Genomic DNA, 24,747 nt, shown 5'->3' on the forward strand with positions numbered 1-24,747 from the left:
CTGCGCCTCGCAGACACGATCCACAGGTCTTGACAGTGGCTTGCGTTCTCCCAGGTGGGGAGGGGGGTGAAGTCCGCGTCGGTCATGATGGCATCTCTTTTCCAGCAGCCGCAGCCGATCACCAGCGGACGAGAACGAGTTCGACGGCGAATCCGGGGCCCATGGCTGCGACGAGCCCATGAGTGCCGGCCGGGGGCGGGCTTCCCATCGCGGTGTCCAGGACATCGAGGACTGACACGGACGAGAGATTGCCCCGGTCGGCCATGGAGCGGCGGGTGAGTACGGTGGCGTCCGGCGCGAGGCCCAGAGCCCGTTCCACCGCGGTGAGCACCTTCGGCCCGCCGCCGTGGATGATCCAGCTGCCGATCCGGTCGGTCGTCAGCGCATGCCGGGAGAGGAAGGAGTGCACGGCTTGGGGCAGGTGTGCCTCGGTGAGCGCGGGCACCTCCGGCGCCAGACGGATCCGGAAGCCGTGGGAGCCGATCGCCCAGCCGAGCGCATCGTCGCTGTCACGCACCAACCAGCTCGCGCCGTCCACCAGTTGTGGCCCCTGACGCTCGCCTGCCCGGTCGCCGCCCGCCGCCACCACGACCGCCGCGCCGTCGCCGAACAGGCTGCCGGCGACGATGTTCGCTATCGATCCGTCCTTCTGCTGGTAGGCCAGGGAGCAGAGCTCCACTGCCAGCAGGACGGCGATCTGGTCCGGGTGCGCGCTCAGGTAGTCGCGGAGCAGGGCGAGACCCGCGGCTCCCCCGGCGCAGCCGTTGCCGAACAGCGGGATGCGTCTGATGTCCGGCCGCAATCCCGTCCGCTGGGCCAGTCGTGCTTCCAGCGAGGGTACGGCCAGCCCCGTCACGGTGGTGCTGATGACCGCGTCGACGTCCCCGGGACGTACCCCGGCCTCGCTCAGGGCTCCGGTCAGGGCCTGCTCGCCGAGATCCAGGGCGGTTTGCAGCCATACCTGGTTGGTCTGTGTGAAGTCGTCGAGATCGGCCAGTTCGACGAGCTTGCCCAGGGGCAGGGACAGATGGCGCGTGGCCACGCCCGCGTTGGCCTCGATCTTCCGCAGCATCAGGACGCCGGTCGCGGAGTTCATGAGCGTGGTGCGCGCCAGCGTGGCCATGATCTCGTGCTGGGGGTAGCGGTACGGCGGGAACGCCGTCCTGATCGCCCTGATCCGCGGAGAGGGCGAGGGGCCTGCCGGCGGTCGTGCGTGGCGGTATGTGGTCTGGGTGGTGGAGTCTTGCGCCGGTTCCCCCATCGATTACCCTCCGCTCGTTTCCGGGTGTGCGGTCCGCTTCTGTCATGACGGCGGGCACCAGCACTCCGCGTACGAATACGGCGTCCACGGCCCCGCCCAGCGCCACGCCGATGCCGATGAGCTTGAGCAGGGCCACATCCGAAGTGCCCATGGCCGCCGTGGAGACCGCGACGGCCGGTGGGGCGGACGTCATCAGTCTGCCGGTGCGGCCGATGCCGTCGACGATCGTGGTGCGGTTGTCTCTGCAGCGCACGTACTCCTCGCGGATCCGGCCCAGCAGGAACACCTCGTAGTCCACCGACAGAGCCACGGTGATGATCAGGACGAACAGCAGGCGCGAGGCATCGAGGGTGGGTCACCGTGAAGCCGCCCAGCAGGGCGCGGACATGGCCTTCCTGGTAGATCAGGACGAGGGCCCCGAGGCTCGCTCCGAGGCTGACGGCCGCCACCGTCAGCGCCTTCAGCGGCGCGATCACGCTGTGGGTGAAGGCGCCGAGCAGGAGCGCCAGTCCCACACCCAGCGCAGTGAGGCACCACGGCAGGGCGCCCGCAACGGTGTCAGCGAGTTCGGCGGCTCGGCCACCCACGACCACGGTGCCGGGTGCGGGCGTGTTCCGCCCGGCCCGCACCACGTCGTGGGAGGCCCGGGTGCCGGGAGCGGACGGAGAGACGGCCAGCAGCACGGCCGCCTGCTGTGCGGGCAGGGTTCGTACGACGCGTACGGCCATGACATCCGCCAGGTCCTCCAGCCGGCCGGCGTAGGCGTCAGCTCCGGCAGCGGCCGGAGCGGTGGGGGGCAGCTGCCTCAACGCTCGCACTCGCATCCTGTCCGTCTCAGGGGGCCGTGAACAACAGGACGGCGTTCTGCCCGCCGAACCCAAAGGAACAGCTGATAGCGGTCTTTGTGTCGACCGGGCGCGGGCGGCCGGCCACGATGTCCAGCTTGTGCTCGCCGTCCTGGCCCTGGAAGTTCGCCACCGGCGGGATGAGGCGGCGGCGCAGGGCGAGGACGGTGTACGCGGCCTGGATCGCTCCAGCCGCGCCAAGAGCGTGACCGATTACGCCCTTGGACGCGGTCACCGGTGGCACGTCGTCACCGAACGCCCGGGTCAGGGCCGCGGCCTCGGCGGCATCGTTCAACGGTGTCGACGTACCGTGCGCGTTGACCAGACCCACGTCACGCGCAGCGCAGGCCCCGTCCTCCAGCGCGGCGCGGACCGCACGGGCCGCTCCGGCACCGGCCGGGTCCGGGGCAACCGGATGACGGGCGTCCGCACCGGCTCCATAACCGCGCAGCAGCGCCTGCGCCGGAACGCCGCGGGCCTTTGCCTGTGTGAGGCGTTCCATTACGAGAACGGCGGCGCCCTCGCCCAGGACGAAGCCGTCCCGCGCCGCGTCGAACGGCCGGCTGGCCAGCTCCGGCTGCTCCCGCTGTCGGGAGAGCGCGCGCATCCGGGTGAAGCAGGTCGCCGTCATGCGGGAGCGCCCGGACTCGCTGCCGCCTGCCAGGACGATGTCGCAGGTGCCCGACCGCAGCAGGTCCCGTGCGACACCGATCGCGGTCGCGCCGGACGCGCAGGCGCTGGAGGTGATGAAATTCGGCCCCTGGGCGCCCAGGTCGATCGCGACCTCGCCGGCCGCCATGTTCGGCACACTGCGCGGCAGCGCCAGCGGTGAGACCCGCTCGGGGCGGCCCGCGCCGAGGTGGCCGAACTCGGTGACATAGGTGCTCAGGCAGTTCGAGCCCACACCCAGCACGACGCCCACCCGCTCGGCCGGCCAGGACGTGGGGTCGAGCGCGGCGTCGGCGACGGCTCGCCTGGCGGCGACGAGGGCGAACTGGATGAACCGGTCCACCCGCCGGGCGAGCGACCGTCCCAGTTCGGCGCCGGCGTCGAAACCGGGTACCTGGCACGAGAAGTCGACGGGCAGTCCGGCGAGTTCCGGATCGGAGGCGGCCAGGGAGCGGCCCCGGCACAGAGCCGCCCAGTTGTCCTCGGCGCTGTGCCCCGCGGGAGTCACCAGACCCAGTCCGGTGACCGCGACCTCAGCGCGCACGTTCAAACACCTGGGCGGCCTCGCCCAGCGTGGCTAACGGGGACAGTTCCACGGCGTCCTCCGGCAGGACGATCCCGAGCTCCTCCTCGGCCGCCACCACGAGTTCCATCAAGGACAAGGAGTCCATCCCGAGGCTTTCGAATGTCGTCGTCGCCGTCAGCTGCTGCGAGTCCGCCTTGACGTCGAGATGACTGGTCAGCAGGGTGACCAAACGCTCGGGCAGCACCGGCTGGATGTCCTGTCCCACTTCCTGTGTCATGCCGTGACCTCCTGTGCTGTGGTACGGGAACGCCCTGGACCGTCACCGGCGTTCATCCGCTCGTACAGTTCTCGCGCGCGGGACGCCTGCGCCCGTAGCGACTCCAGCTGCTGCCCCAGTCGCTCCCGGGCCTGCTCCCCTGCCGGCCCACACATCACTCCCAGGGCGCGCAAAAGGGTCCGCACGACGTGCTGGTGGTGGACATCGAGGTCGAAGATGCCGGCGGCCGCGACCCGCAGGGCGCGGGCGCGGAAACCGGGAATCGTCGTGCCCGGCATCCTGAAGTCGCAGATCACGTCGGTCAGGGCCGTCAGCGCGTCGTCCGGGAACACGCGGAGGGCGTCGGCGTACAGATCCCGGCAGAAGAGCATGTGCAAGCTCTCGTCTGCGGCGATACACGCCATCAGCTGTTCACCCACCGGGGCACCCCACATGACGCCCACGTTGCGGTGTGCCTGGCAGGTCGCCAGCTCCTGCACCGTCACGTACGACAGCGCATGCCGGACGGTCGGCAGGTCGCTGCGGTACCCGGCCGCCCGTATGCCGCATCCGTAGCGCCTCAAGGGCCACCGGGTCCATCGCACGACGGGCGTGGACGTAGGCCCGCATGAGACATGCGTGGCGATCCTCCTCCGCCGTCCACCGGTTCACGCAAGCGCCCCAGGCATCGTCCCTGCCGAAGCGGGCCGCGATCTCGAAGTGATGACTGGGCAGATAGTCCTCGGTGAGCAAGTTGACAAGCAGGGCGCCCTGCACCGCCTGCGGCAGCGCCGACTGCTGCGCACTCCAGCCCGTACCGTCCAGCGGGCCGTCGAAGTCCCGTGCTCCGCTCCACGGCACGTACTGATGGGGGAACCACTCACGGGCCACCGCCAGATGCCGGTCGAGCAGACGCCCCACCGACGGCTCCAAGTCCCGCAAGGCACCTGCTGTCGCGCCGCTCACATGCACCATCTCTTCATTGCTGTGCGCCCCGGCTCCGCCGACGCGCGAGACGGGAGAAGACCGGCGCCCCCGTTACCGACCGGTTGATCCAGACTCAGGGCGCTGTCACGACGACCACTTCTGAACCAGTGCCGCCGGAAACACTGCCACCGGCCAGGCAGGCTGCGGTCTGGTTTGCCAGCCGGAGAGGGAGAAGATTGATGGTGGCACCCGAGTAGTGCCCATTGATGATGGTGCCCTCGGCATGTCCGACAATGTGGCCTTCCACGCGTTCGGCAGTGAACGTGTCCACGTTGAACGCGCTGGTGGTGCCGTCCGACCACTTGAGCGTGCCATGGTGGTTCGCGTCGGTGACGGTGCCCAGGCACTGAGTCACAAAGGTGCCGTCGACCTGAGAGGACACCAGTAGCCTAGTAGGGTCATCGGCACAGGGCACAGGCGGCACAAATGTCGTATCGCTGTGCACAGTGACCGTCTGCGCGCTCTGGGTGATGGGCGGACTGTAGCTGGAGCTGGCAGTCCCCAGGCCAGCAAGGATGTGAGTCGGCATAGGTGATGCCCCTTTTGCTTGTCGTCACTTGCCACATTGCTTGTCGTCACTTGTCGCGGAACGCCTGCCCTGTCCAAGCAGGGCGGGACGGTGAGAAGACACCTCCACACCAAGCGAATCCTGCCCCTGGCCCCTTCGGATCTTCCTCACAGGAGGGGCGGAACTCGTCCGCATACATACCGAATCCCCACCGTGCCCTCCGGGGCACACATACGACGGAGGGGCGCACGAAGCAGACTTGGGGCGTACGTCATCTGGCTGTTCAGGCGACTACGATGTCGTGAGCGGTCTCACGTCGGCGGAATCCGGCTCGACGTGTTGCACCCTCGCCCCGCAACGTGACTGCTGTCCAAGATCCGCCCCTGCCCCTGCGATTGAGGGGTCGCGCGTTCTCCGGACAGGTGTCTGATGTCCATCTTCGCGCGGGGGATTCGCAACTTCTCGTACTCGGCGTGAACTTCACGTGGAGGGCGGTAACCCACCGCCGAGTAGAGGCGTTTGCGATTGTGCCAGAATTCGATGTAGCGAGTGATGTCCTGCCGGGAAGCCTCCGGTTCAGGCAAGTCACCCTTGATGCACGCTCGTTCTTCAGGGCGCCAAGGAAAGACTCGGCCATGGCATTGCCGAAACAGATCCCGGTGCGGCCGGAAGACCTACGGAGTCCAAACCGGTTGAGCGTCTTCCCGAACTGGACTGACATGTAGTTGCTGCCGCGGTCGGAGTGAAATATCACGCCTGCGGCGAGCTTCCTGTTTCGTGCCGCGTTGCGGATAGCCCTGGATATCAGTGGGGTTTGGGTTTGCTAGTGGTTGTCCATCGCGTAACCGATGACGTCCTTCGTGCAGCAGTCGATGACCGTCGCGAGGTACAGCCATCCCTCCCCGGTCGCGATGTAGGTAATATCGCCGACGAGCTTTTCGCCGGGCGCCTCCGCGGTGAAGTTGCGGCCGACGAGGTCCGGCACCTGGCCGGCCGCGGCCTGGGCGAGGTTGAACCTCTTCGGCCGTGGCTGGCAGGGCTGAAGGCCCAGTTCACGCATGAGGCGGCGGACCAGCTCCAAGCCGACGGTGACGCCCCGGCGGTGCAGCTGGGCCTGGATGCGCCGGTGCTCATAGGTGCTGTCGGACATGACGAAGGCTTTCTTGATGAGCGGTTTCAGTTCTTCGCGCCGCTGGACCGTCGCGGATTCCGGACGGGATCGCCAGTCGTAGTAGCCGGATCTGGATACGCCGAGTCGGCCACACATGAACTCGACGCTCTATGCGTACTCCTCGGTGTCGCGCCGCATCTCGCCGATGAACTCATACTTGCTTGCTACCGGGGGTCCTTCGCGAAGCACGCTGCGGCTTATTCAGAACGGTAACTTCCGTCTCCAGCTCGCGGTTGCGTGGTTCGAGTTCCTTCAAGCGCACCCGCTCGTTCACCGTCAATTCCGCAGCGGGAGCCGGTTCCTGCTGTTTCTGGTGCTTCTTCACCCAGCCACGTAGCGTCTCCGGGTTCAGCTCAAGCTCCCGGGCGACTTCGGAGATCGTCTTGCTTGACCTCAATGCGATCTGGACGGCTTCCTCGCGGAACTCCGGCGAGTACTTACTCGGTGGCGCCACTTCTTCCTCGTTTCCTATTCAGGACAACCCTATTGGGTCCCTGTCCGGAGAACGCGCGGCCCCTCACGGGCAGACGGACAAGACAGTGATGGGACCTTTGGCCGGGTAGTGGTCGAGGGGCTGACCGTGGGGTGTTGGAAGAGGACACCAAACGCAGTCGCCACCGCTGTCGGCCTCACGCCCACCGACACATGGCACGACGGCGAGCGTCAATGGCGTGGACGGATCAAAAGCTAATGTCACCAATCCACAGGTCTTGACGATGACACTTGAGGACGTCCTGCTGTTCACCAAGCCCGGACGGCGCGCCGCTCCGGCGCAACCACGAGAGCACAGGCCGCCAAACACCGAGGCATTCCGTTTCCGCACGTGTAGCCGAAACGGTCGTCACGGCTGCTAACGCCCCTTCATCGGCAGTACGCAGCAGGCGGCTTGGGACTGTGTGCCCAAGCCGCCGGGCGGGACGACACTTCGGCTCCGCCTCTCCTCCACGGCGCCGGGCGAACAACGGGCGAGCCGCACCACCGTCCGGATGATTTCCAGCCGCCCCGTCCGACCTATTGCGGAGCCGGGCGCGGGTCCTCGGCAGTGGCTCACCTCTGGCCCGTTGGCCGCATGAGCAGGCCAAAGGCCACCTTTCCCCCGGCGCCAGCCTCCAGCAGTCCCCACCGACTCAGAGTCAACCGACTCTTCGAGCCCTGTCGACGACCGTGGCAAAAACACACTGCCGAATCTCTATTACTCACGTCAGCACCCGACGGATTCACCTCTCACTCCCGGGCGCCAACCGCCGATGCACACCACCACCTCTTCCCTCCTCCGCACGTCATGAGCCCGCGCCCCCGGCGCGATGCACCGCCCGACGACTTCCGCGTGGTCATCACCCCACCCACACCCAAACTGAACCTGCCGGCCGCCGCGGCCCTGCTGCGCATCCTCACCCGCCACGCCACCCGAACACACCCCCACAACCCAGCAACCGAAGACAGAGCAGCTGGCGCTCTGGACCACCCCGAGCTATCCGTGGACGACCACCCCGATCACCACCAGCAGAAAGCCCCCCGACCGTGACCGGAAACCAACCCCCTCTCCCCTGGCTCCCCCCACCCCCACCTCACCCCCCCGTAAAGGCCACCGATGACAGACACCTGCGAGCGGGATCGAAGTTCGCCTTCTACGGGCGGGTCTCCACCGAGGACCATCAGGACCCCGAAGCCTCCCGCCAATGGCAACTCAGGCGCGCCCAGAGCCTCATCGAACCGGCCGGAGGGCTGATCACCACCGAGTACTTCGACATCGGCGAGACGCGTGCCCTGCCGTGGAAGCGGCGCCCGCACGCAGCCAACCTGCTCGCCGCGCTCGCCGACCCACACCGCGGCTTCGACGCGGTGGTGATCGGCGAACCCCAGCGCGCCTTCTACGGAGCCCAGTTCGGCAATACCTTCCCGCTCTTCGCCCACTACGGCGTCCCCCTGTGGGTCCCGGAAGTCGGTGGGCCCATCGACGCGGACAACGAGGCCCACGACCTGATCATGTCTGTCTTCGGCGGCATGTCCAAGGGCGAACGCAACCGCATCAAGGTCCGCGTCCACGCCGCCATGGCTGCCCAAGCCTTCACCGAAGGCCGCTACCTCGGCGGCCGACCACCATACGGCTACCGACTCTGTGACCTGGGGCCACACCCCAACCCGGCCAAGGCCGCCGACGGCAAACGCCTCCACGGCCTCGAACCCGACCCGGCCACAGCCCCGTTCGTCGTCCGCATCTTCACCGAGTTCCTGCGCGGCCTGGGCATCTTCGCCATCGCCGAGCACCTCACCCGCGACGGCATCCCAGCCCCTCGGCCCACGACCCCGCAACCCCCACCGCGATGCCCTCGCCCGGGCCAAGAGCGCCGTCCGCGCCATCTTGACCAACCCCCGCTACACCGGCCGCCAGATCTGGAACAGGCAAAGCAAATTCGAGGCACTGTTGGACATCGAGGACGTCTCCCTCGGCTACACCACCGCGATGCGCTGGAACACCCAGGACAAATGGATCATCTCCAAGAAGACCGTCCACACCCCGCTCATCGACGACGACACCTTCGCCCACACCCAGCAGATGCTCCATCGCCGAGCTCACACCGGTGCCGCCCGCCCCGTCCACCGCACCCACAACCCCTACCTCTTGCGCGGCCGCATCACCTGCCAGCCCTGCACACGCCGCATGCAGGCCCAGTGGTCACACGGGGATGCCTACTACCGCTGCCGCTTCCCCGAGGAATACGCACTGGCCAACCGCATCCACCACCCCCGCAAACGTCTACCTCCGAGAGAAATGGATCAGCCCGGCCCTCGACGAGTGGCTCACAGCAGTGTTCCAGCCCCACCGCCTCGACGACACCATCGACCTCATGGCCGCCGCAGCACCCGAGAGTCGCCCCACCGCCCCACAGGCCGCCTCAGCCGAAGCCGCCCGCGCCATGATCGCCGACTGCGACGTGAAACTCGCCACCCACCGCGCCGCCCTCGAAGCCGGCGCCGACCCCACCGTGATCACCCAGTGGATCACCGCACCGTCACCCACGGCAGCCAGCCCCGCCGCATGACCCGCGACGAGATCGCCCGCCTCGTCCGCTCCATCAGCGACCCCGCCGCCGCCATCCGCCAAGCCGCCCCCGAAGACAAAGCCGAGATCTACCGCCAGCTCGGCCTCACCCTCACCTACACCCCCGGCCACCACACCATCCACGCCCAGATCACCCCCACCCCCGACACCCCCCAAAAAACGATAAATCCCCACGGCTTCAGAGAAACCGTGGGGATTTGGTTGGTGTCCGAGGGGTGAGTTGGACCAATTCCCCACGGATTACGCCGGTTACCACCGAATTGGAGTTGGCTCCATCGTAGTCGCAGGTTCGAGCCCCTGGCGGGAGACCGGACAGATGGGAACGCGAGTGGTCGTTCAAGGGGCTGGGCTGCGGATTGTCGTCATCTCATGCGGACGCGGTGTGGCCGGAGTGACCGACAGTAAGAAGGTCACCCCAGGCCCAGCAGACGACTGGGAAGCCCAAGGTGTCGAGAGCGAGGCGGGCGGTCTTCACTTCGGAAGGCCTGGTGCCGGTGGCCTCGGCTATCAGATCCAAGACGTAGTGGAGGCCGGTGCCGACAAGGGCGTACCAGGTGCGGTTCTGGCTGAACGTCGTGCTGTGCGCTGGGGGAAGGCGCGAGGCGGCAGCTTCGACCTGGGCACGGGTGATGGTGTGACGCGCACCGCCGGACACGAACTCGATGGTGTCGGGTTTGTTTCTCAAGTGCTTCACTTTCTTCGCGGCAGGAGTGGCCGGACAGATCAACAGTCCTTCTGAGTCATTTTCGTCGAATGGGCAGTGCCCCGACCCTGCTTCGGGAGAAGTGGGCGCTCCGGTTTTCCGGCTGCCGCTGACCGTGCCTGTAACGTCGTCCACCGCGGCGGCCAGCAGTTGCTCGGGTACAGCTCACCTGTTCGTAGCCGCTGGTGGTGGGGACCTGGGCGACCACACAGCGCCGCCGCCGGCCGCCGGCGCCGAGCACGAGGGCGTAGCCGCCGGCGTAGCTGGTGTCCCAGATCCCGATCCGCTGCGATACGACTCCGGGCCTGCTCGACAGGCAGGTCAGGGCGCACCGCCAGGCGTCGAGCGTGTCGTCAAAGAACCGGCTGTCACCGCCGATGCCCACGACGCTGATGTGGTTGTTCTCGGCGAAGCAGAGCACACACAGTCTGCTGGCAGACGCTGAGGAGGCGATGGAGGACTGGAGCAGCGACAGCGCGGTCTGCGCGAAGGTCAGTCCGCGCTTCTTCGAGTCCAGGTTGTCGCTGCTGATCGTGTCGCGCAGCGGGTCGATGCCAGCGTTGATGAAGCTGGTCCCGCACCCGGCTGTTCGGCGCCTGATCGTGTGACGTGACCAAGGCGGCACTGCTGCGGAGTTGCTACTGATCCCCTGTGGCGTCAGACGTGTTCAGGCGGGCGTCGCGCAGCTTCTTCCAGCCCGGACTGTTGGAGTAGCCGCCCATGTAGTAGTCGACGGTCGCCCGCCGACTGCACAGGACGAGGACGTCCTGGCGCGCGAGCTCCTGGCTGAAGACGAGGTCTTCGGTGAAACCGAGTTCCTGCTGCCGGGGCGTGAACTGTGTCGGGAAAGGGATACGCAGGTGGAGAGCGGTCCGCACCAGGAACTCGTTCGTGTCGATGCCGCGGATCTGGCCACTTGGGCGGAGGGTGTCCCGCATGACGCACGAGCCCGACTCGAAAACGCCCAGAGCCCGCAGACGTTCGTAAGAGTGAGCGCGTTTGGACGGCTCGCCCTGCCAGGGATCCGCACCATCGGGCACAAGCTCCGCGCCGTCCTCGGTGAGCAGGCGGCGCCAGCTGTGCGCGACCTGCGCCGACGGGTCGTCTCGCAGGAGGTCGACCAGGGAGCTGAGGTGGGCGGGGTGGAAGACGTTGTCGTCGTCGAGGTGAGCCACGTAGGGCGCGTCGGCCATCCGGATGCCGAGGTTGCGCAGATGCGCCAGGCGCGCGGAGACGTATTGCAGCTCCTGAATGGACACACCGGGCAGGTCGCCGGGCTGTACGTTCCGTATGGTGGCCGTGGGGAATCGACGCCGCAGCCTCTCGGCATGGTGCGCATCGGCCAGGTAGGGGCAGTCGTCCCCGATCACGATGTGCCGGGTGGTCACTCCGGTCTGGGCGGCGACCGACTCCATGGCCCGTATCAAGCGGTCCGGGCGGTTCTTCGTCGGCGTCACCACGCACACACGAGGATGCTCTCGTCCGTCCACGGGATTCATGGCAGGACCGTACACGTGCAAACCGGTGGCGGCACCCACGCTTTCAAGGCACTCGCCGAAGGGCCGGTATTCACCCCAGGCTCTGGCGCCACGGCCGGCTCCGGCTCATCCTGGCGCCGCGGACAGCTAACCCGTGTCCCGGGTCCCGGTCCCGATGAGGGGAGATCCTGTGCATCGGCGATGTGCGGTCGTGACCGGCGGAGCGGGCTTCATCGGCTCCCACCTCGCCCGCCGCCTGTTGGAGGAAGGCTACGCAGTTCTCTGCGTGGACAACCTCATCACCGGAAGCCGCCACAACGTCGCTGAGCTTCCGTCCATCGGGCCGTTCCGCCTGATCCATGCGGATGTGACACAGCAACTGCGGATCAGCGCAGACGTGGACGCCGTCTTCCACCTCGCCTCCCCAGCGTCCCCCACCGACTACCTGCGCTACCCGTTGGAGACCCTCGCGGCCGGTTCCGCGGGCACCCGCAACACCCTTGGCCTGGCGCGGGAGAAGCAGGCCCGATACCTTCTGGCGTCCACCTCCGAGGTGTACGGATCCCCTGGTGTACACCCCCAACCCGAGAGCTACTGGGGACACGTCAACCCCATCGGCCCCCGCAGCCCCTACGACGAGGCGAAACGCTTCGCCGAGGCACTGGTAACAGCACATCGGGCCACCCACGGCACGAGCACGGCCATCGCCCGCATCTTCAACACCTACGGCCCCCACATGCGCCCGGACGACGGCCGCGCCGTACCCACCTTCATCACCCAGGCACTGCGCGGATCCGCCCTTACCCTCACCGGCGACGGCTCGCAGACCCGCTCCCTGTGCTACGTCGACGACCTGGTCGAAGGACTGCTCACCCTGCATGCCTCTGCCGTGCCAGGGCCGGTCAACCTCGGCAATCCCCACGAGGTATCCATGCGTGACCTGGCCGCCCTCATCCTGCGCACAACCCACTCAGCGTCGCCCCTCACGTTCACCAACCGCCCCGAGGACGACCCCGACCGGCGCTGCCCCGACATCGCGTACGCACGCGAACACCTCGGCTGGGGACCGAAGGTCGGATTGGAGGAAGGGCTGGAGCGGACGGTCGCCTGGTTCCGCTCCACCATCGGCACGCACGCGGAATCCGCCGAAGCCTTATGAGTGGACTGCTTGCCGTCGCCACGTATACCAGGTGGCGGTCTCACCAGCTGGAACCGCCCAGCGGAGGGCCGGTGTGGAATGCACGGGTCGGAGCGGGGAGTTGGGCGATGAGAGGGGTGGCGTGGAGGTCGAGGCGCACCATGCCGGGCGCGGCCGTCCGGGCGCGGCTGGGGCCGGCGCGGTACCGGAGTAGAGCACCCTTGCCCGTTGCCCGATCCGCTACTGAGCTGCCCGAGTTTCGTAGCGGCCGGTTTGCGTGTTCTCAGGCGGCGTTCGGGGGCGCCTGAGAACGGTAGCAATGGGCCTCGAATTCCTCGGGTGGAAGGTCGTCGAGGGCGGAGTGCAGGCGCTCGGTGTTGTACCGGCCGGCCCACTGGACAACGGCGTGTGTAGCGGCAGCATCAGTCACCTCCGAAACCACGTTCACCCCCGTATTCGATTCCCGTCACCTGCCCCACAGCAAAGACCCCGAGCCTTGCTTACTACCCAGCCCTCGCAGCCGGGGCCGGCTCCGCGACTCCGCCGGGAGCCTGCAGGCTGCCGTACCGTTCCATGCGTTGCCAGCGCAGCCGTGAGCCCGACACGGCGGTGAACACGGACTGGATGACCACCAGGTACATCAGCTGCCGGTAGACGAACTGCTGTAGTGGCAGGCTCCACAGTGGGCCGGGGCGTTCGCCGTCCAGGCGGAACGCGTACAGCCCCATGAGGAGTTGGACCAGCAGGAAGGCCAGCCACAGGCCGATGATCCGGACCGGGTCGAGGAAGACCAGCCCGTAGAGGGCGAAGATGTCCACGACGGGTGCGAACAGCGGTAGCAGCACCTGGAAAAGGAGCAGGTAAACCAGGCCCCGGCGGCCCAGCTTTCCGGCCGCACCGCGCTGCGTGAGCGCCCTGCGGTGCTGCCACATTGCCTGGAGTGTGCCGTAGCACCAGCGGTAGCGCTGGCGCCACAGGGCTTTGAGGGAAGCCGGCGCCTCCGTCCACGCGATCGCACTCTCCTCGTAGACCACGCGCCAGCCGGCGCCGCACAGGGCCATGGTGAGGTCGGTGTCCTCGGCGAGGGTGACGTCGCTGACGCCGCCGAGGTCCAGCAGCGCCTGGCGGCGGAACGCGCCGACCGCGCCGGGCACCGTCGGCATGCACTCGGCGAGGTCGAACAGGCGGCGGTCGAGGTTGAAGCCGACGACGTACTCGATGTGCTGCCAACGCCCTAGCAGGCCGCCGCGGTTGACGACCTTGGCGTTGCCGGAGACGGCGCCGACGCGGGGGTCGGCGAAGGTTGGACGAGCGTCCGGACGGTGCCGGGTTCGAAGACCGTGTCGCCGTCGACCATGATCACCAGATCGTGAGAGGCGGCGGTGAGGCCGGTGTTGAGCGCGGCGGGCTTGCCCGCGTTCTGTTGCCGGATCACCCGCACCGGCAGTCCCAGGGACTCCACGAGGTCGGCGGTGCCGTCGGTGGATCCGTCGTCCACCACGATGATCTCGACCGGGTGGTCCGAGGCGAGCAGTGAGCGCACGGCCGCCTCGATCCCGGCGCTCTCGTTGTAGGCGGGGACGATGACGCTGACCGGCTGGGTCACCGGCGGCCCCGATGACCGGCCCCTGCGCCGGTCCCTGGCGCGTCGGTGCCGACGGGCCGCGACCAGTACGGCGACGGCACGCAGCACGCTGATCGCCCCCGTCGCGTACATCAGCAGACCCAGCAGCCACACGACCCAGTCCCCGCCTTGGAGAGCCCGGTTGAACGCCGTGCCCTAGATGTGGTCGAGGGTCCCGGCGGGCTGGACAGGGGCGGGCATGCCGACCGCGTCACTGACCGCCGTAAAGTCGAAGCCCTGGGCCTTGAGCCGTGGCAGCAGGGTGCCGAGTGCGGCGACGGTCTGTGCCCGGTCGCCGCCGGCGTCGTGCATCAGCAGGATCTGCCCCCTGTCGCCGTGCGGAGTGGCGTGGGCGAGGATGCGGTCCACTCCGGGGCGTTTCCAGTCCTCGGAGTCCTGGGTGGTGAGAACCGTCGCATAGCCGTCTTTGGCCGTTTGCTTGACGGCTGTCCAGTCGGAGTCGTTCAGCGCTTTGTTCCCCGAGGAGTACGGGGGCGCAACAACGTGGTGGTGACTCCTGCCGCGCCGGCCACGGCCAGTTGGGCCTCGCGCAGCTCCAGGGAGCGTTGCCAGGGGGCGAGCTTGCCCAGGTTGGCGTGGGTGAAGGTGTGAATGCCGATCTGGTGGCCGTCGGCGACGATCCGGCGGACCAGCTCGGGGTGGGCGGCGGCCTTGGTGCCGACCACGAAGAAGGTCGCGTGCACGTGGTTACGGCGCAGCACGTCCAGGATTCGCGGGGTCCAGACCGGGTCGGGGCCGTCGTCGAAGGTGAGCGCCATGGTGCGTGGCTTCACTGCGGCGGTGCGCGCGGAGACGTCGGCGTTGGTGATCACCGGACCGCCGTTGGCGACGTCCGCGGGCACCGCGCTGCTGGGGCCCCGAGCGCCGGGTGTTCCGTCCGGTGTGGTGCCGAACAGGTGGTGGGTGTAGCCCTGGAGCAGCAGTGCTACGGACAGTGCCGCCGCGAGAACGCCCGACAGCAGCCAGTGGGTGCGAGGCGTGATCTCACGAGTGCGGGCCTGGCGACGACGGGAGGCGCTGCGCTGGTGGGGGTCGGTCACGGAAGGGCCTCCGGGGTCACGTCTGAGGTCCGCGGGTCGCATCGGGTACGTGGTCCCTGGCTGCCGGCGGGGGCACGGTGGTGCTGGTCACCGCTGTGCGCGCGGACGCTGCCGCCGGAGTCGCGGCAGGCGCCGTCCGCGTGGTGGTCTTCCGGGCGCAGTGGGGCGGGCCGTCGGGTGGTGTGGGTTCGTCGGCGCGATGGGCGGGGAGCCGAGCGTGGGGCCTCCCAGCACCGTGCTGACCAGTAGGGCGAGGTAGCCGCAGGCAGCGATCACCAACAGCCTGACGGCTCGTCGCACACGGCGCTGCCGCCGCCCTGATGAGTCGACGAAGACGGGCCGCACCGCCTTGCTGCCGGGGTATCCGAGAGCCGGGTTCTTCGTGTTCGGGAGCGGCACCGTCCGGCGGCGGGACGGTGGGTCATCCCCACCCACATATTCCCCGGGATCGACCAGCGGGCCGGCATCGCCCACCCGCCCGTGGATGCTGGAAGCGGATCCACCGCTTGTGCCGACCGTGCGCACCCGCTGCCTCCACGCAGTCCCCGCGCGCCGGGCCTCGTCCTGATCTCCGGGTCCGACGATCGGCTGGGTGTCCGTCCTCCGATCGTCGGACGACCAGGCCCTGAGGTCGGGACGGTCGGCGGGTGAGCTGCGGCCTCTCGGGTGTCCCGGCGGAGGGGCCCGCCTTCCTACGGTGACGGGGATGCCGAGAGACGGCGATTACGGAAGGGGCCATTGGTGAGTGCGGGCGTGCTGGAGGTCAGGGACCTGACCAAGCGCTACGGCGGAAAGGCCGTGGTGGACGGGCTGTCGTTCACGGTGTGTGCGGGCCGGGTGACGGGCTTCCTGGGGCCTAACGGAGCAGGCAAGACCACGACCATGCGGATGCTGCTCGGCCTGGTCCGCCCGGACTCCGGCAGCGCGCTCGTCAACGGCATGTCTTTCCCTCAGCTGCGTCACCCCATGCGTGAGGTGGGTGCGGTGCTCGATGCGAAGACCGCCCACCCAGGGCGGACGGCGTACGGGCACCTGCTGGCTCTCGCGAGCAGCAACGCGATCGCCCGTAGCCGGGTGGACGAGGTACTGGAGATCACCGGTCTCACCGACGTGGCAGGCCGACGGGTCGGCGCGTTCTCGCTGGGCATGAGCCAGCGGCTGGGAATCGCCGCCGCGCTGCTGGGAGATCCACAGGTGCTGCTCCTTGACGAGCCGCTCAACGGGCTCGACCCGGAGGGGGTCCGCTGGGTGCGCACGCTGGTGAAGAGGCTGGCCGCCGAGGGGCGCACGGTCTTCGTCTCCAGTCATCTGATGAGCGAGATGGAGGTGACCGCCGACCACCTCGTCGTGATCGGGCGCGGCCGGCTGATCGCCGACACGAGCATGAGCGAGTTGATCGCCAGGAGCTCGCACAACGCGGTCCGGGTGCGCTCGCCGCACGCCATCCCGCTTGTCGAGCGGATCTACGGCGCCGGCGGTCGGATCACCACGGAGGACGACGGCACGCTCGTGGTCACCGGCCTGGACGCCGAACGGATCGCGGCCATCGCCTCCGAGTGCGGGGCCGTGCTGCACGAGCTGTCCGTCCAGCGGGTCTCGTTGGAGTCCGCGTTCATGGAACTCACCGGACACGCCGTCGACTATCACGCAGGCCCTGCCGGACACGACTGACGCCGGCGCGCACGGCATGTGCTGCACCAGCAGACACGTGCAGCGACCACCCAGTACCGAAGACCCGACGTACCACCAGCAGACAGGTATCTCCATGGCCATCTCAGCCGCCACGACCGAGCACCGGTGCACCGCGCACACCGAGCCGTCCTTCGTCCACCTGGTCCAGTCGGAATGGATCAAGATCCGGACCGTCCGCTCGACGCTGTGGTGTCTGCTCGTCCTCACAGCCGCCGTGATCGGGATCGGCTTCCTGGCCGTGGCGAACCGAAACGCGCACGCGGATCAGTTGGGCCCCCTCCCCGTCGGGCAATTGGTGATACGCAGTCACATCGGCCTGAGCCTTGGGCAGTTGGCGGTGGTGGTTCTGGCCGCGAGGAGTATCGGCGGCGAGTACGGCACGGGCCTGATCAGTACCTCGTTGACCGCCGTGCCGTGGCGGAAGCGGTGGCTCGCGGCGAAGGCTCTGGTGGTGGCCGCGGTCGCTCTGGTGGCCGGAGTGCTGCTGAGTGCGGCCGCGTTCGCCCTCCTCTACGCGATCACACCCGCCGTCTCGGGCCCGGTCATGCACCCCGAGGTGGTGCGCGCGGTGCTCGGCGGCGGACCGTACCTGGCCGGGCTGGCGCTGCTCGCGTTCGCCGTGGCCACAGTGATGCGCAGTTCCGTCGGCGGCATCGTCGTGGTGTCCGCGATGTCCTTCGTGATCCCGATCATGTCGATGGGCGTGCCCGGCTTCGACGGCCTGCTGCGGTTCCTGCCCTCGGGCCTCTTCCCCGGCAATGCCGGCTGGGCGATCATGCAGCCCGGGCCGATGCTCAATGGTCTGGCGCCGTGGGCAGGCTTCGCCGTCCTGTGCGCCTGGGTGGCCGCGGGCATGGCCGTGGCCGCGTATCTGCTGGACAGGCGCGACGCGTGATGACGCGTCACCGCGACGCGTGACGGTGACGCGACGCCCTCGGCGGCCGGGTCTACGTCCAGGCGCCCAACACCACGTCAGTCCCCCGACGCGCCCCCGGTCCCGGCCAGGCCGGGGACCGTTGCGGACGCCTTGAGGACACAGCAGAAAGCCCGGCAACCACCCATGAACAGCAAGCCGCCGAACACTGTCCGGCCCGGCAGGCGCGCGGGGCTGCCGACCGCCGTTTGCACTGCGGTAGCCGGTGCCGCCGTGGCCCTGGCCCTCCCCGCCGCCGCTGCCCTTGCCGAACGCGACACCTCGACCACGCCCACAAGCACCTTCGCCCAAACGGCAGTTGGAGACCCACCCGACGTGCGTACCGTGAGGCTGGCCAACGGCGACACGCTCAGGATGGTCCGGAGCGCCGCGACGGCCACGCTCACGGATCCGTACGGCGGCGTGATCGGCGTGCTCACCGCCGACAGGCCCGGACCGGTCACGAGCGACTCCGCAGGCGAGGGCCACACCTGGACTTACACGATGGACCAGGCCATATCTACGGTCACAGTCATCGTCCAACACGACGGAACGACGCAGTCCTTCTCCGTCATCAAGCCCCGGGCCCGCGGCTGATCCGTCCGGAACGCCGAAGGGCAGCTGCGGCAGGGCGATGCCGCACATCGCTTCGCCGATTCGTCACTTCGCCGCTTCGCGGTCTGGTGCTAGACCTCAAGCAGGCCCGCGTCGTGGGCGATGATCGCCGCCTGGACGCGGTTGGCGCACTCCAGCTTCGCCAGCAGCCTGCTGACGTGGGTCTTCACGGTGGTCTCGCCCATGTACAGGCACGTGCCGATGTCGGCATTGGACTTGCCCTCCGCGACCAGTCGCAGCACCTGGCGCTCGCGTTCGGTCAGAGCCGCCAGCCGGCTGCGGGCGTTCGCCGTCCGTGAGGTGTCACGGAGGGCGAAGTCGGCGATCAGGCGGCGGGTCACCGAGGGGGCGAGCATCGCATCACCGGCGTGGACGGTCTTGACCGCGCGCGGGAGCTCGCGGGGCGGGGTGTTCTTCAGCAGGAAGCCCATCGCCCCGGCCTGAAGCGCCGCGTGCACGTATTCGTCCAGGTCGAAGGTGGTGAGCACGACGACTTTGGGCGCGTCGGGCAGCTGGGTGATCTCGGCGGTCGCGGCGAGCCCGTCCTTGACCGGCATCCGGATGTCCATCAGCACCACGTCGGGGCGATGGGTCCGGGCCAGCCTGACCGCCTCCGCGCCGTCGGCAGCCTCGGCGATCACACAGATCTCCGGATCGGCCTCAAGGATCATGCTCATCCCGGACCTGACCAGGTCTTCGTCATCGGCCAGCAGAACGCGCACGGTCATGATGCAGCCTCTTTCGTGGGGAGGGCGGCGGATCTCGTGGGGAGAACGGCGGACACCCGGAATCCGCCGTCCGCCCGTGGTCCGGCCTCGAAGGTGCCGCCCAGGACGGTGACCCGTTCCCGCAGTCCCGCCAGGCCGTGGCCGCCGCTGGGCAGACGCGTGGAGGCCGGCGTGACGGGGCTCTCGTTGTCCACCACGAGGCACAGCGCATCCGGCTGGTACCGCAGGTGGACGCGGGTGGCTGCGCTCCCCGCGTGTTTGAGCACATTGGTCAGCGCCTCCTGGACCAGGCGGTAGGCGGTGCGCTCACAGCCAGGGTCCAGCGGCCGGCGGGAGCCGGACACCGCCAGATCCACCGGCACGCCCGCCGTACGCGACTGCTCGACCAGCGTCGGCAGGTCTTCCAGGCTGGGCTGGGGGGTGCGCGGCGCGGCTTCCGCTTCCTCCTCGGTCCGCAGCACGGCGAGGATCTGGCGCAACTCGTCCAGGGCCTGCCGGCCGATCTCGCCCACCAGTCGCGCGCTCTCGGCGGCCTGCGCGGGAACCCCGTCGGTGACCTCCACAGCGCCGGCGTGGATCGACATCAGGCTCACCCGGTGGGCAACCACATCGTGCATCTCCCGGGCGATCCGCGTCCGCTCTTCCATGCGGGTTCGCCAGGCCAGCAGGCGTTGCTCGCGCTCCAGACGCTCGGCCTCGTCCCGGAGGTTCTCCAACACCAGCCGGCGCGACCGCATGTACACGCCCAGAAGGACCGGCCCGACGACGGAGACCCCCTCGTAGAGCAGGTGGCCGACGACCGTGTCAACGGTGAGGCCGGGCTCGTACAGGGCCGCGTAGGCCGCCGTACGGAGGGCCACCGCCGCGGCGCACAGCACGACCAGGCCGCGACGACTCCGGGAGTACCGGGCCCAGGAGTACAGACACACGACGAGCAGGGGCTGGAAGCCGAGCGAGGGGACCCCCACGGCGGCGGCCAGTCCCAGCGCGGTTGGCCAGCGGCGGCGCACCACCGTCGCCAGCGACAGGAGGACGCAGCCGGCGAGCCCGGCCAGCGCCGACAGCCCCGGAGGGTTCCCATTCGGAGACCCCGTGAACATCGCCAGAGCCAGCAGGCAGCCGAGCGCGACCAGGACGTCGAAGAGCATGCTGGCGCGACTGTCCCACCACAGAGGGTGGTCGGAATTCCACCGCCCGCTTCTCCGGCCCTGGTCGGCCGCGGTGGCCCTGCCTGTCTGCACCTGGTCGTTCCTCGTGCTCGTCCGACGGGATCTGGTCGACTGGCGACCGAATCACCCAGTGTGCAGCACGTCTCATGATCGGCGCAGACGGCGATCGATGAGCGGACCTCCCCGGGAACTCGCTCGGGTATGGGCCGCTACGACAGCGTGTGGGCGACCACGGATGCCGCCTCCGCGATCAGTTTGTTGTCGTAGTGCGCGTCTTCGGTGCTGCGGTTCGACATGATCGCCACGACGATGGGGGCGGCATCGGGGCGCCACACCACGGCGATGTCGTTGCGGGTGCCGTAGGTGCTGCCCGCGCCGGTCTTGTCGCCGACCTTCCAGTCCTTGGGCATCCCGGCCCTGATGAGCTCGGCTCCGGTGGTGTTGGTCTGCAGCCACTTGGCGAGCTGGGCGCGTTCGCCCTTGCCGAGAACGTTTCCGAGGACGAACGCGCGCAGGTCCTTGGCCAGCGCCCGCGGCGTGCTGGTGTCCCGCTGCTCGCCCGGGGCCCAGCGGTTCAGCTCGGGCTCGCGGCGCTCCATCCGGGTCACGTCGTCGCCGATCTCCTTGAGTGTGGCGTTGAGGCCCTTGGGCCCGCCGAGCGCGTCGAACAGCAGGTTGGCGGCGGTGTTGTCGCTGTAGCGGACGGCGGCGTCGCACAGTTCGCGCAGGGTCATTCCGGTCTCGACGTGCTTTTCGGTCACGGGTGAGTAGTCGACCAGGTCGTCCTTGGAGTACTTGATCACCTTGTCCATCCCGCTCGGCGCGTACTTGCGCAGCACGGCGCCGGCGGCCAGCGCCTTGAACGTGGAGGCATGGGCGAACCGCTCGCCGTCGTTGTAGGCCACCTCGCGTCCGGTGCCGGTGTCGATGGCGTAGACACCCAGCCGCGCGTCGAACTTGCGCTCAAGCTTCTTGAACTCACCGGCGAACGGCCGAGCGGCCGTGCTCGGCCTCGTCGTCGCCGCGGCGGACGGAGACGCCGAGGCCGCGGAGGTGCCCGGTCCGCAGGCCACGAGCGGGACGACGGCGAGCGTGGCAAGGGCACCGAGAACGGCGCGTCGGGCACGGGTGTGCTGCATGGTCCAAACCTCCTGGGCGCCCCGCACGCAGGGCGCGACAAGGGAGGGAGCGACACGGCTCCATCCCGGTGTGTGGTCATGAGTGCCGGGACCACCCTCATCGCCCATCGCCATACAGTCCAATACGCCTGTGCGCTGTTCCATGCCGATCTGGCATAGGGTTCGGACTGTGGATCTGGTGGGAGCGTGTCGCGCGTTCGTCAATGTCAGCAAGCACGGCAGCTTCACCGACGGAGCGGCCGCTGCCCGGATGTCCCAGCCGGTGGCCAGCCGTCGCGTGGCCGCCCTGGAGGAACACTTCGGTGAGCAGCTGTTCGAGCGCACGTCGCGGCGAGCCGTCCTCACCCCCTTCGGCCGGGACATGCTCCCGGCGGCCAGGCAACTCGTGCAGGCGGCCGATGTGCTGCTGGACGAGGCGGAAGCCGCCAAACGCAAGCCGTGGCGGCTCGCAGTTCCAGGCATCTGCTCCACCGTCGGCCTCGCACGCCTCGTCGCCGATGCCCGAGGGCACGGCGTCACCCTCGATCTCCGCGTCGCGGCACCGGCACAGCGCCTGGAGCTCCTCCACGCGCAGCAGGTGCGTGCCGCCCTGCTCGCGGTACCGCCGGACCAGGCGACCTGGTCCGTGCCGCTCGGGCTCGCCGGTGCCCAGGATCCCGGCGTGCAGCGCGTCTACCTCGAAACGCTGCGGATGGGCCGCGCCGCCACCGGCCCGGCCCGCCGTGTCTGGATCCAGCCGGAGGACGACGTGCCGCACATCCGCGACCTACTGACGCGACTGCGCGACGCCGTCGGCCTGCGGCCCGCGCAGGTCGCCGCCGGGGCCGACCTGACAACCGCCGCCGCAGAAGTCCTCTGCACCCGCGACCTGTTGCTGTGCTCTCCCGCACAGGCCGAGGAACTCGCCCTGAACTGGCGGCCCATCGGCGAGACCACGCTCAGCCGGGGCTTCGCCCTCGCCGCCGCCGCGGACGGTAATCCCCAGCGCATCGAAGCACGCCTGGGCGACGCCCTCGCCCGCTGCCTCGGCTGCCCCGACGCGGGCACCCAGGCAGGCACCACGGAAGGGACGGCGGCGTGAACACCGAGGCAGTCCTTCGCGACCTGCGCCGGCAGCTGCACGACGGCGGACTGCACGGCTGCCTGCTCGTACGGGACCTCCACACCGGGGACGAGCTGGGGATCGACCCGGACACCCAGCTGCCTTCGGCTTCCCTGGTCAAGATCCCGCTCGCGCTGGCAACGGCGGAGCGCATCCGACGGGGCGAGCTCGACGGAGCCACGATGCTCGACGTGCAACCCGGGCGCATCACCACACCCGGCCCCACCGGCCTGAGCCGATTCCACCACCCCGCCCGGATCGCGATCGACGACCTGCTGTACCTCAGCACCTGTGTAAGCGACGGAACGGCCGCCGACGCACTGTTCGACCTCACCCCACCCGCCCAAGTCACCGCAATCCTCCACCAGTTCGCCCTCCACGGCATCACCGTGCGGCACACCATCCGCGAGCTGTCCGACACCCCCGCGGAACGCTTCGACGCCGCCCAGGCACATCTCGCCCATGCCCTGGCCATAGACGCCGGCACCAGCGGCCGCGGACACCGCGTGCCACAACTCGACGCCACCCGGGCCAGCGCCGGCAGCGCACGTGCCTGGGTCGACCTGCTGCAAGCCCTCTGGACACCCGCGGCGATCCACCCTGACGTGGCGGCGCGGGTGCGCGGCCTCATGGCCCACAACCTGCTCCGGCACCGACTCGCCCCGGACTTCAGTTCCGACGCCACCACCTGGTCCTCCAAGACCGGCACGCTCCTCAACCTCCGCCACGAAATCGGTGTCGTCGAGCACGCCGACGGTCAGACCTTCGCCATCGCCGTCCTCACCGAGTCACGCGTCCCGGCAGTCACCCAGCCCGGCGCCGAAGCCCTCATGGCCCACGCCGCCCGCAGACTCCGGGACCACCTTCGGCAGCTCTAGCCAGTGCCGCGAGCCGGAGACAAGCCAGCTCACGAGGTCATGGTTTGTGAAGTCCCGTGTACGGGCTGACGATTCGGACTTCGTGCGAGCCGAAGTCGACGAGCATCGCGGTCTCGCACTCGACACCGATGATCTTGCCCAGGCCGTACCGGTCGTGTGAGACCCGGTCCCCTAGTAGTGCTTTGTTAGGTGGTCTTGTCGTGGTGGGTGTTCGGTAGTTCGCTGGTTGTATGAGGGCTGGGGAAATTGCTGCGTGTCGGGGTCGGTTGGAGGAGTTCGCCAGCGATGTGTTCGCGCCGTTGGTGCGGCGTGATCAGCGGGCCAAGGGCGGGCTGTATCTGCGGGGATTGCTGCTGGAGGGGCGGCGGAAGCCGATGCAGCCGATGGCTCAGCGGCTGGGCGTCGACCACCAGCAGTTGCAGCAGTTCATGACGTCCTCAACCTGGCCGGTCGACCAGGTACGGGCCCACCTGGCCCGGCGGGCGGTTGCCGTGGTGCGGCCTGAGGTGTGGGTGGTGGACGAACCGTCAGCCGCGCGCGGCCCTGAGTCGGCGGTTCGCGGAGCCGCCCAGCCCGGCGAGGGCACGGTTGAGCTCGATGACGTTGACGCGTTCTTGCCCCAGGAAGCCGAGGACACGTCCGTGGACGTGGTCGGCGACCAGCTTCCCGACCGTGGCGGGGGCGAGGCCGCGCGCCTTCGCCACACGCTTGACCTGCTCGTACGCGTAGGCCGGGGAGATCTCCGGGTCGAGCCCGGAGCCGCTGGCGGTCACCGCGCCAGTGGGGACGGAGGCGGGCGGGACCGCGTCGAACGCCGCCACGGCAACACGGCGTGCGGTGATGGCCTTCACCAGATCAGGGTTGTTCGGGCCGAGGTTGGAGGCACCGGAGTTCGCGGGGTCGTACCCACCGGCGGACGGGCGGGGCTGGAACCATGTGGGGTCGGGCCGCGCTACCTCTTTGGGGTTGTTGGGGTTTTTCTTCGGCAGGTCGAAGGTCTGGCCGATCAGGTTGGAGGCCACGGGCTTGCCGTTCGTGGTCACCATGGAACCGTTGGCCTGGTGGGGGAAGGCTGCTTGGGCGATGCCGGTGACGACCAGCGGATAGGCGATGCCGGTGATCACGGTGAACACGAGCAACATCCGCAGGGCCGCCACGTGTTGCCGGAGCACGGGAGGGAGGTGAGTGCTCATGGTGGGGTCGCCTCCTTCTCTCGTTCG

General features: G+C 68.9%; 23 protein-coding genes and 6 pseudogenes. 12 read left to right on the top strand and 17 right to left on the bottom strand.

Going from position 1 to position 24,747, the window contains the following annotated elements:
- Nucleotides 1-118: 118 nt before the first annotated feature.
- The 9 genes and pseudogenes from ACRAS8_RS06850 to ACRAS8_RS06890 form a co-directional block, all read right to left on the bottom strand.
- The gene (locus ACRAS8_RS06850) at nucleotides 119-1,261 is read right to left on the bottom strand and encodes a type III polyketide synthase (RefSeq protein ID WP_438484881.1); all 1,143 of its coding nucleotides are present in this window, start codon (nucleotides 1,259-1,261) and stop codon (nucleotides 119-121) included.
- A gap of 85 nt (nucleotides 1,262-1,346) precedes the next feature.
- Nucleotides 1,347-1,571 (bottom strand): annotated as a pseudogene (locus ACRAS8_RS06855) (MMPL family transporter); the annotation flags it as partial.
- Between the two features lie 524 nt (nucleotides 1,572-2,095).
- Nucleotides 2,096-3,319: a beta-ketoacyl-[acyl-carrier-protein] synthase family protein gene (locus tag ACRAS8_RS06860; protein WP_438484882.1), complete on the bottom strand. Its 1,224-nt coding sequence runs from the start codon at nucleotides 3,317-3,319 to the stop codon at nucleotides 2,096-2,098.
- On the bottom strand, nucleotides 3,309-3,578 hold the full coding sequence (locus ACRAS8_RS06865; RefSeq protein ID WP_438484883.1) for an acyl carrier protein: 270 nt from the start codon (nucleotides 3,576-3,578) through the stop codon (nucleotides 3,309-3,311). Before ACRAS8_RS06865 ends, ACRAS8_RS06860 begins: the two co-directional genes overlap by 11 nt.
- The gene (locus tag ACRAS8_RS06870) at nucleotides 3,575-4,141 is read right to left on the bottom strand and encodes an acyl-ACP desaturase (protein WP_438484884.1); all 567 of its coding nucleotides are present in this window, start codon (nucleotides 4,139-4,141) and stop codon (nucleotides 3,575-3,577) included. Before ACRAS8_RS06870 ends, ACRAS8_RS06865 begins: the two co-directional genes overlap by 4 nt.
- A gap of 43 nt (nucleotides 4,142-4,184) precedes the next feature.
- Nucleotides 4,185-4,532: pseudogene (locus ACRAS8_RS06875) on the bottom strand (acyl-ACP desaturase); the annotation flags it as partial.
- Between the two features lie 85 nt (nucleotides 4,533-4,617).
- The gene (locus tag ACRAS8_RS06880; protein WP_438484885.1) at nucleotides 4,618-5,073 is read right to left on the bottom strand and encodes a hypothetical protein; all 456 of its coding nucleotides are present in this window, start codon (nucleotides 5,071-5,073) and stop codon (nucleotides 4,618-4,620) included.
- A gap of 802 nt (nucleotides 5,074-5,875) precedes the next feature.
- Complete coding sequence (locus tag ACRAS8_RS06885) at nucleotides 5,876-6,202, bottom strand: IS3 family transposase (protein ID WP_438484886.1); 327 nt, start codon at nucleotides 6,200-6,202, stop codon at nucleotides 5,876-5,878.
- A 172-nt stretch (nucleotides 6,203-6,374) separates the two neighbouring features.
- Nucleotides 6,375-6,677: a transposase gene (locus ACRAS8_RS06890; protein ID WP_438484887.1), complete on the bottom strand. Its 303-nt coding sequence runs from the start codon at nucleotides 6,675-6,677 to the stop codon at nucleotides 6,375-6,377.
- 1,067 nt (nucleotides 6,678-7,744) lie between these two features.
- On the opposite strand from ACRAS8_RS06890, the pseudogene ACRAS8_RS06895 reads away from it, so the two are divergent.
- The 4 genes and pseudogenes from ACRAS8_RS06895 to ACRAS8_RS06910 form a co-directional block, all read left to right on the top strand.
- Nucleotides 7,745-8,230: pseudogene (locus ACRAS8_RS06895) on the top strand (hypothetical protein); the annotation flags it as partial.
- A 112-nt stretch (nucleotides 8,231-8,342) separates the two neighbouring features.
- Nucleotides 8,343-8,735 (top strand): annotated as a pseudogene (locus tag ACRAS8_RS06900) (recombinase family protein); the annotation flags it as partial.
- A 298-nt stretch (nucleotides 8,736-9,033) separates the two neighbouring features.
- Complete coding sequence (locus tag ACRAS8_RS06905) at nucleotides 9,034-9,267, top strand: hypothetical protein (protein ID WP_438490693.1); 234 nt, start codon at nucleotides 9,034-9,036, stop codon at nucleotides 9,265-9,267.
- A complete protein-coding gene (locus tag ACRAS8_RS06910) occupies nucleotides 9,264-9,506 on the top strand; it encodes a hypothetical protein (protein ID WP_438490694.1) in 243 nt (80 codons plus the stop codon). Before ACRAS8_RS06905 ends, ACRAS8_RS06910 begins: the two co-directional genes overlap by 4 nt.
- Nucleotides 9,507-9,654: 148 nt before the next feature.
- Here the strand turns inward: ACRAS8_RS06910 and ACRAS8_RS06915 are convergent, their stop codons facing one another.
- Nucleotides 9,655-10,125, bottom strand: coding sequence for a hypothetical protein (locus tag ACRAS8_RS06915; protein WP_438484888.1), 471 nt, complete (start codon nucleotides 10,123-10,125; stop codon nucleotides 9,655-9,657).
- A 131-nt stretch (nucleotides 10,126-10,256) separates the two neighbouring features.
- On the opposite strand from ACRAS8_RS06915, the gene ACRAS8_RS06920 reads away from it, so the two are divergent.
- Entirely contained in the window at nucleotides 10,257-10,598 is a 342-nt protein-coding gene (locus ACRAS8_RS06920; RefSeq protein ID WP_438484889.1) for a hypothetical protein, read from the top strand.
- A gap of 30 nt (nucleotides 10,599-10,628) precedes the next feature.
- On the opposite strand, the gene ACRAS8_RS06925 is transcribed toward ACRAS8_RS06920, so the two are convergent.
- Nucleotides 10,629-11,489 carry a glycosyltransferase family 2 protein gene (locus ACRAS8_RS06925; RefSeq protein ID WP_438484890.1) on the bottom strand — a complete coding sequence of 287 codons (861 nt, stop codon included), beginning with the start codon at nucleotides 11,487-11,489 and terminating at the stop codon, nucleotides 10,629-10,631.
- A 154-nt stretch (nucleotides 11,490-11,643) separates the two neighbouring features.
- Between ACRAS8_RS06925 and ACRAS8_RS06930 the strand changes: the two genes are divergently transcribed.
- A complete protein-coding gene (locus ACRAS8_RS06930; protein WP_438484891.1) occupies nucleotides 11,644-12,627 on the top strand; it encodes a UDP-glucuronic acid decarboxylase family protein in 984 nt (327 codons plus the stop codon).
- Nucleotides 12,628-13,109: 482 nt separating this feature from the next.
- On the opposite strand, the pseudogene ACRAS8_RS06935 reads toward ACRAS8_RS06930, so the two are convergent.
- A pseudogene (locus ACRAS8_RS06935) lies at nucleotides 13,110-15,333 on the bottom strand (bifunctional polysaccharide deacetylase/glycosyltransferase family 2 protein).
- Nucleotides 15,334-16,044: 711 nt separating this feature from the next.
- Here ACRAS8_RS06935 and ACRAS8_RS06940 point away from each other — a divergent pair.
- From ACRAS8_RS06940 to ACRAS8_RS06950, 3 genes are all read left to right on the top strand, one after another.
- Nucleotides 16,045-16,962 carry an ABC transporter ATP-binding protein gene (locus ACRAS8_RS06940; RefSeq protein WP_438490364.1) on the top strand — a complete coding sequence of 306 codons (918 nt, stop codon included), beginning with the start codon at nucleotides 16,045-16,047 and terminating at the stop codon, nucleotides 16,960-16,962.
- Nucleotides 16,963-17,056: 94 nt separating this feature from the next.
- Entirely contained in the window at nucleotides 17,057-17,878 is an 822-nt protein-coding gene (locus tag ACRAS8_RS06945) for an ABC transporter permease (RefSeq protein WP_438484892.1), read from the top strand.
- Nucleotides 17,879-18,232: 354 nt separating this feature from the next.
- The gene (locus tag ACRAS8_RS06950; RefSeq protein WP_438484893.1) at nucleotides 18,233-18,493 is read left to right on the top strand and encodes a hypothetical protein; all 261 of its coding nucleotides are present in this window, start codon (nucleotides 18,233-18,235) and stop codon (nucleotides 18,491-18,493) included.
- An 89-nt stretch (nucleotides 18,494-18,582) separates the two neighbouring features.
- Here ACRAS8_RS06950 and ACRAS8_RS06955 read toward each other — a convergent pair whose 3' ends face one another.
- The 3 genes from ACRAS8_RS06955 to bla form a co-directional block, all read right to left on the bottom strand.
- Entirely contained in the window at nucleotides 18,583-19,239 is a 657-nt protein-coding gene (locus tag ACRAS8_RS06955; protein ID WP_438484894.1) for a response regulator, read from the bottom strand.
- Nucleotides 19,236-20,480: a sensor histidine kinase gene (locus ACRAS8_RS06960; protein WP_438484895.1), complete on the bottom strand. Its 1,245-nt coding sequence runs from the start codon at nucleotides 20,478-20,480 to the stop codon at nucleotides 19,236-19,238. The genes ACRAS8_RS06955 and ACRAS8_RS06960 overlap by 4 nt, the downstream gene beginning before the upstream one ends.
- A 137-nt stretch (nucleotides 20,481-20,617) precedes the next feature.
- Nucleotides 20,618-21,547, bottom strand: coding sequence for a class A beta-lactamase (bla, locus tag ACRAS8_RS06965; RefSeq protein ID WP_438484896.1), 930 nt, complete (start codon nucleotides 21,545-21,547; stop codon nucleotides 20,618-20,620).
- 169 nt (nucleotides 21,548-21,716) lie between these two features.
- Between bla and ACRAS8_RS06970 the strand changes: the two genes are divergently transcribed.
- Together ACRAS8_RS06970 and ACRAS8_RS06975 are read left to right on the top strand one after the other, a co-directional pair.
- Nucleotides 21,717-22,628, top strand: coding sequence for a LysR family transcriptional regulator (locus tag ACRAS8_RS06970; protein ID WP_438484897.1), 912 nt, complete (start codon nucleotides 21,717-21,719; stop codon nucleotides 22,626-22,628).
- Entirely contained in the window at nucleotides 22,625-23,527 is a 903-nt protein-coding gene (locus ACRAS8_RS06975; RefSeq protein WP_438484898.1) for a serine hydrolase, read from the top strand. Before ACRAS8_RS06970 ends, ACRAS8_RS06975 begins: the two co-directional genes overlap by 4 nt.
- A 37-nt stretch (nucleotides 23,528-23,564) precedes the next feature.
- Here ACRAS8_RS06975 and ACRAS8_RS06980 read toward each other — a convergent pair whose 3' ends face one another.
- A complete protein-coding gene (locus ACRAS8_RS06980; RefSeq protein WP_438490365.1) occupies nucleotides 23,565-23,759 on the bottom strand; it encodes a hypothetical protein in 195 nt (64 codons plus the stop codon).
- Between ACRAS8_RS06980 and ACRAS8_RS06985 the strand changes: the two are divergent.
- Nucleotides 23,758-24,052 (top strand): annotated as a pseudogene (locus ACRAS8_RS06985) (transposase); the annotation flags it as partial. The gene ACRAS8_RS06980 and the pseudogene ACRAS8_RS06985 sit on opposite strands and share 2 nt — an antisense overlap.
- A gap of 2 nt (nucleotides 24,053-24,054) precedes the next feature.
- Here ACRAS8_RS06985 and kdpC read toward each other — a convergent pair.
- The gene (kdpC, locus tag ACRAS8_RS06990) at nucleotides 24,055-24,720 is read right to left on the bottom strand and encodes a potassium-transporting ATPase subunit KdpC (protein ID WP_438484899.1); all 666 of its coding nucleotides are present in this window, start codon (nucleotides 24,718-24,720) and stop codon (nucleotides 24,055-24,057) included.
- Nucleotides 24,721-24,747: the final 27 nt, after the last annotated feature.

Source organism: Streptomyces sp. S186, assembly GCF_051603415.1.
In the GTDB taxonomy this organism is placed as follows: Bacteria; Actinomycetota; Actinomycetes; order Streptomycetales; family Streptomycetaceae; genus Streptomyces.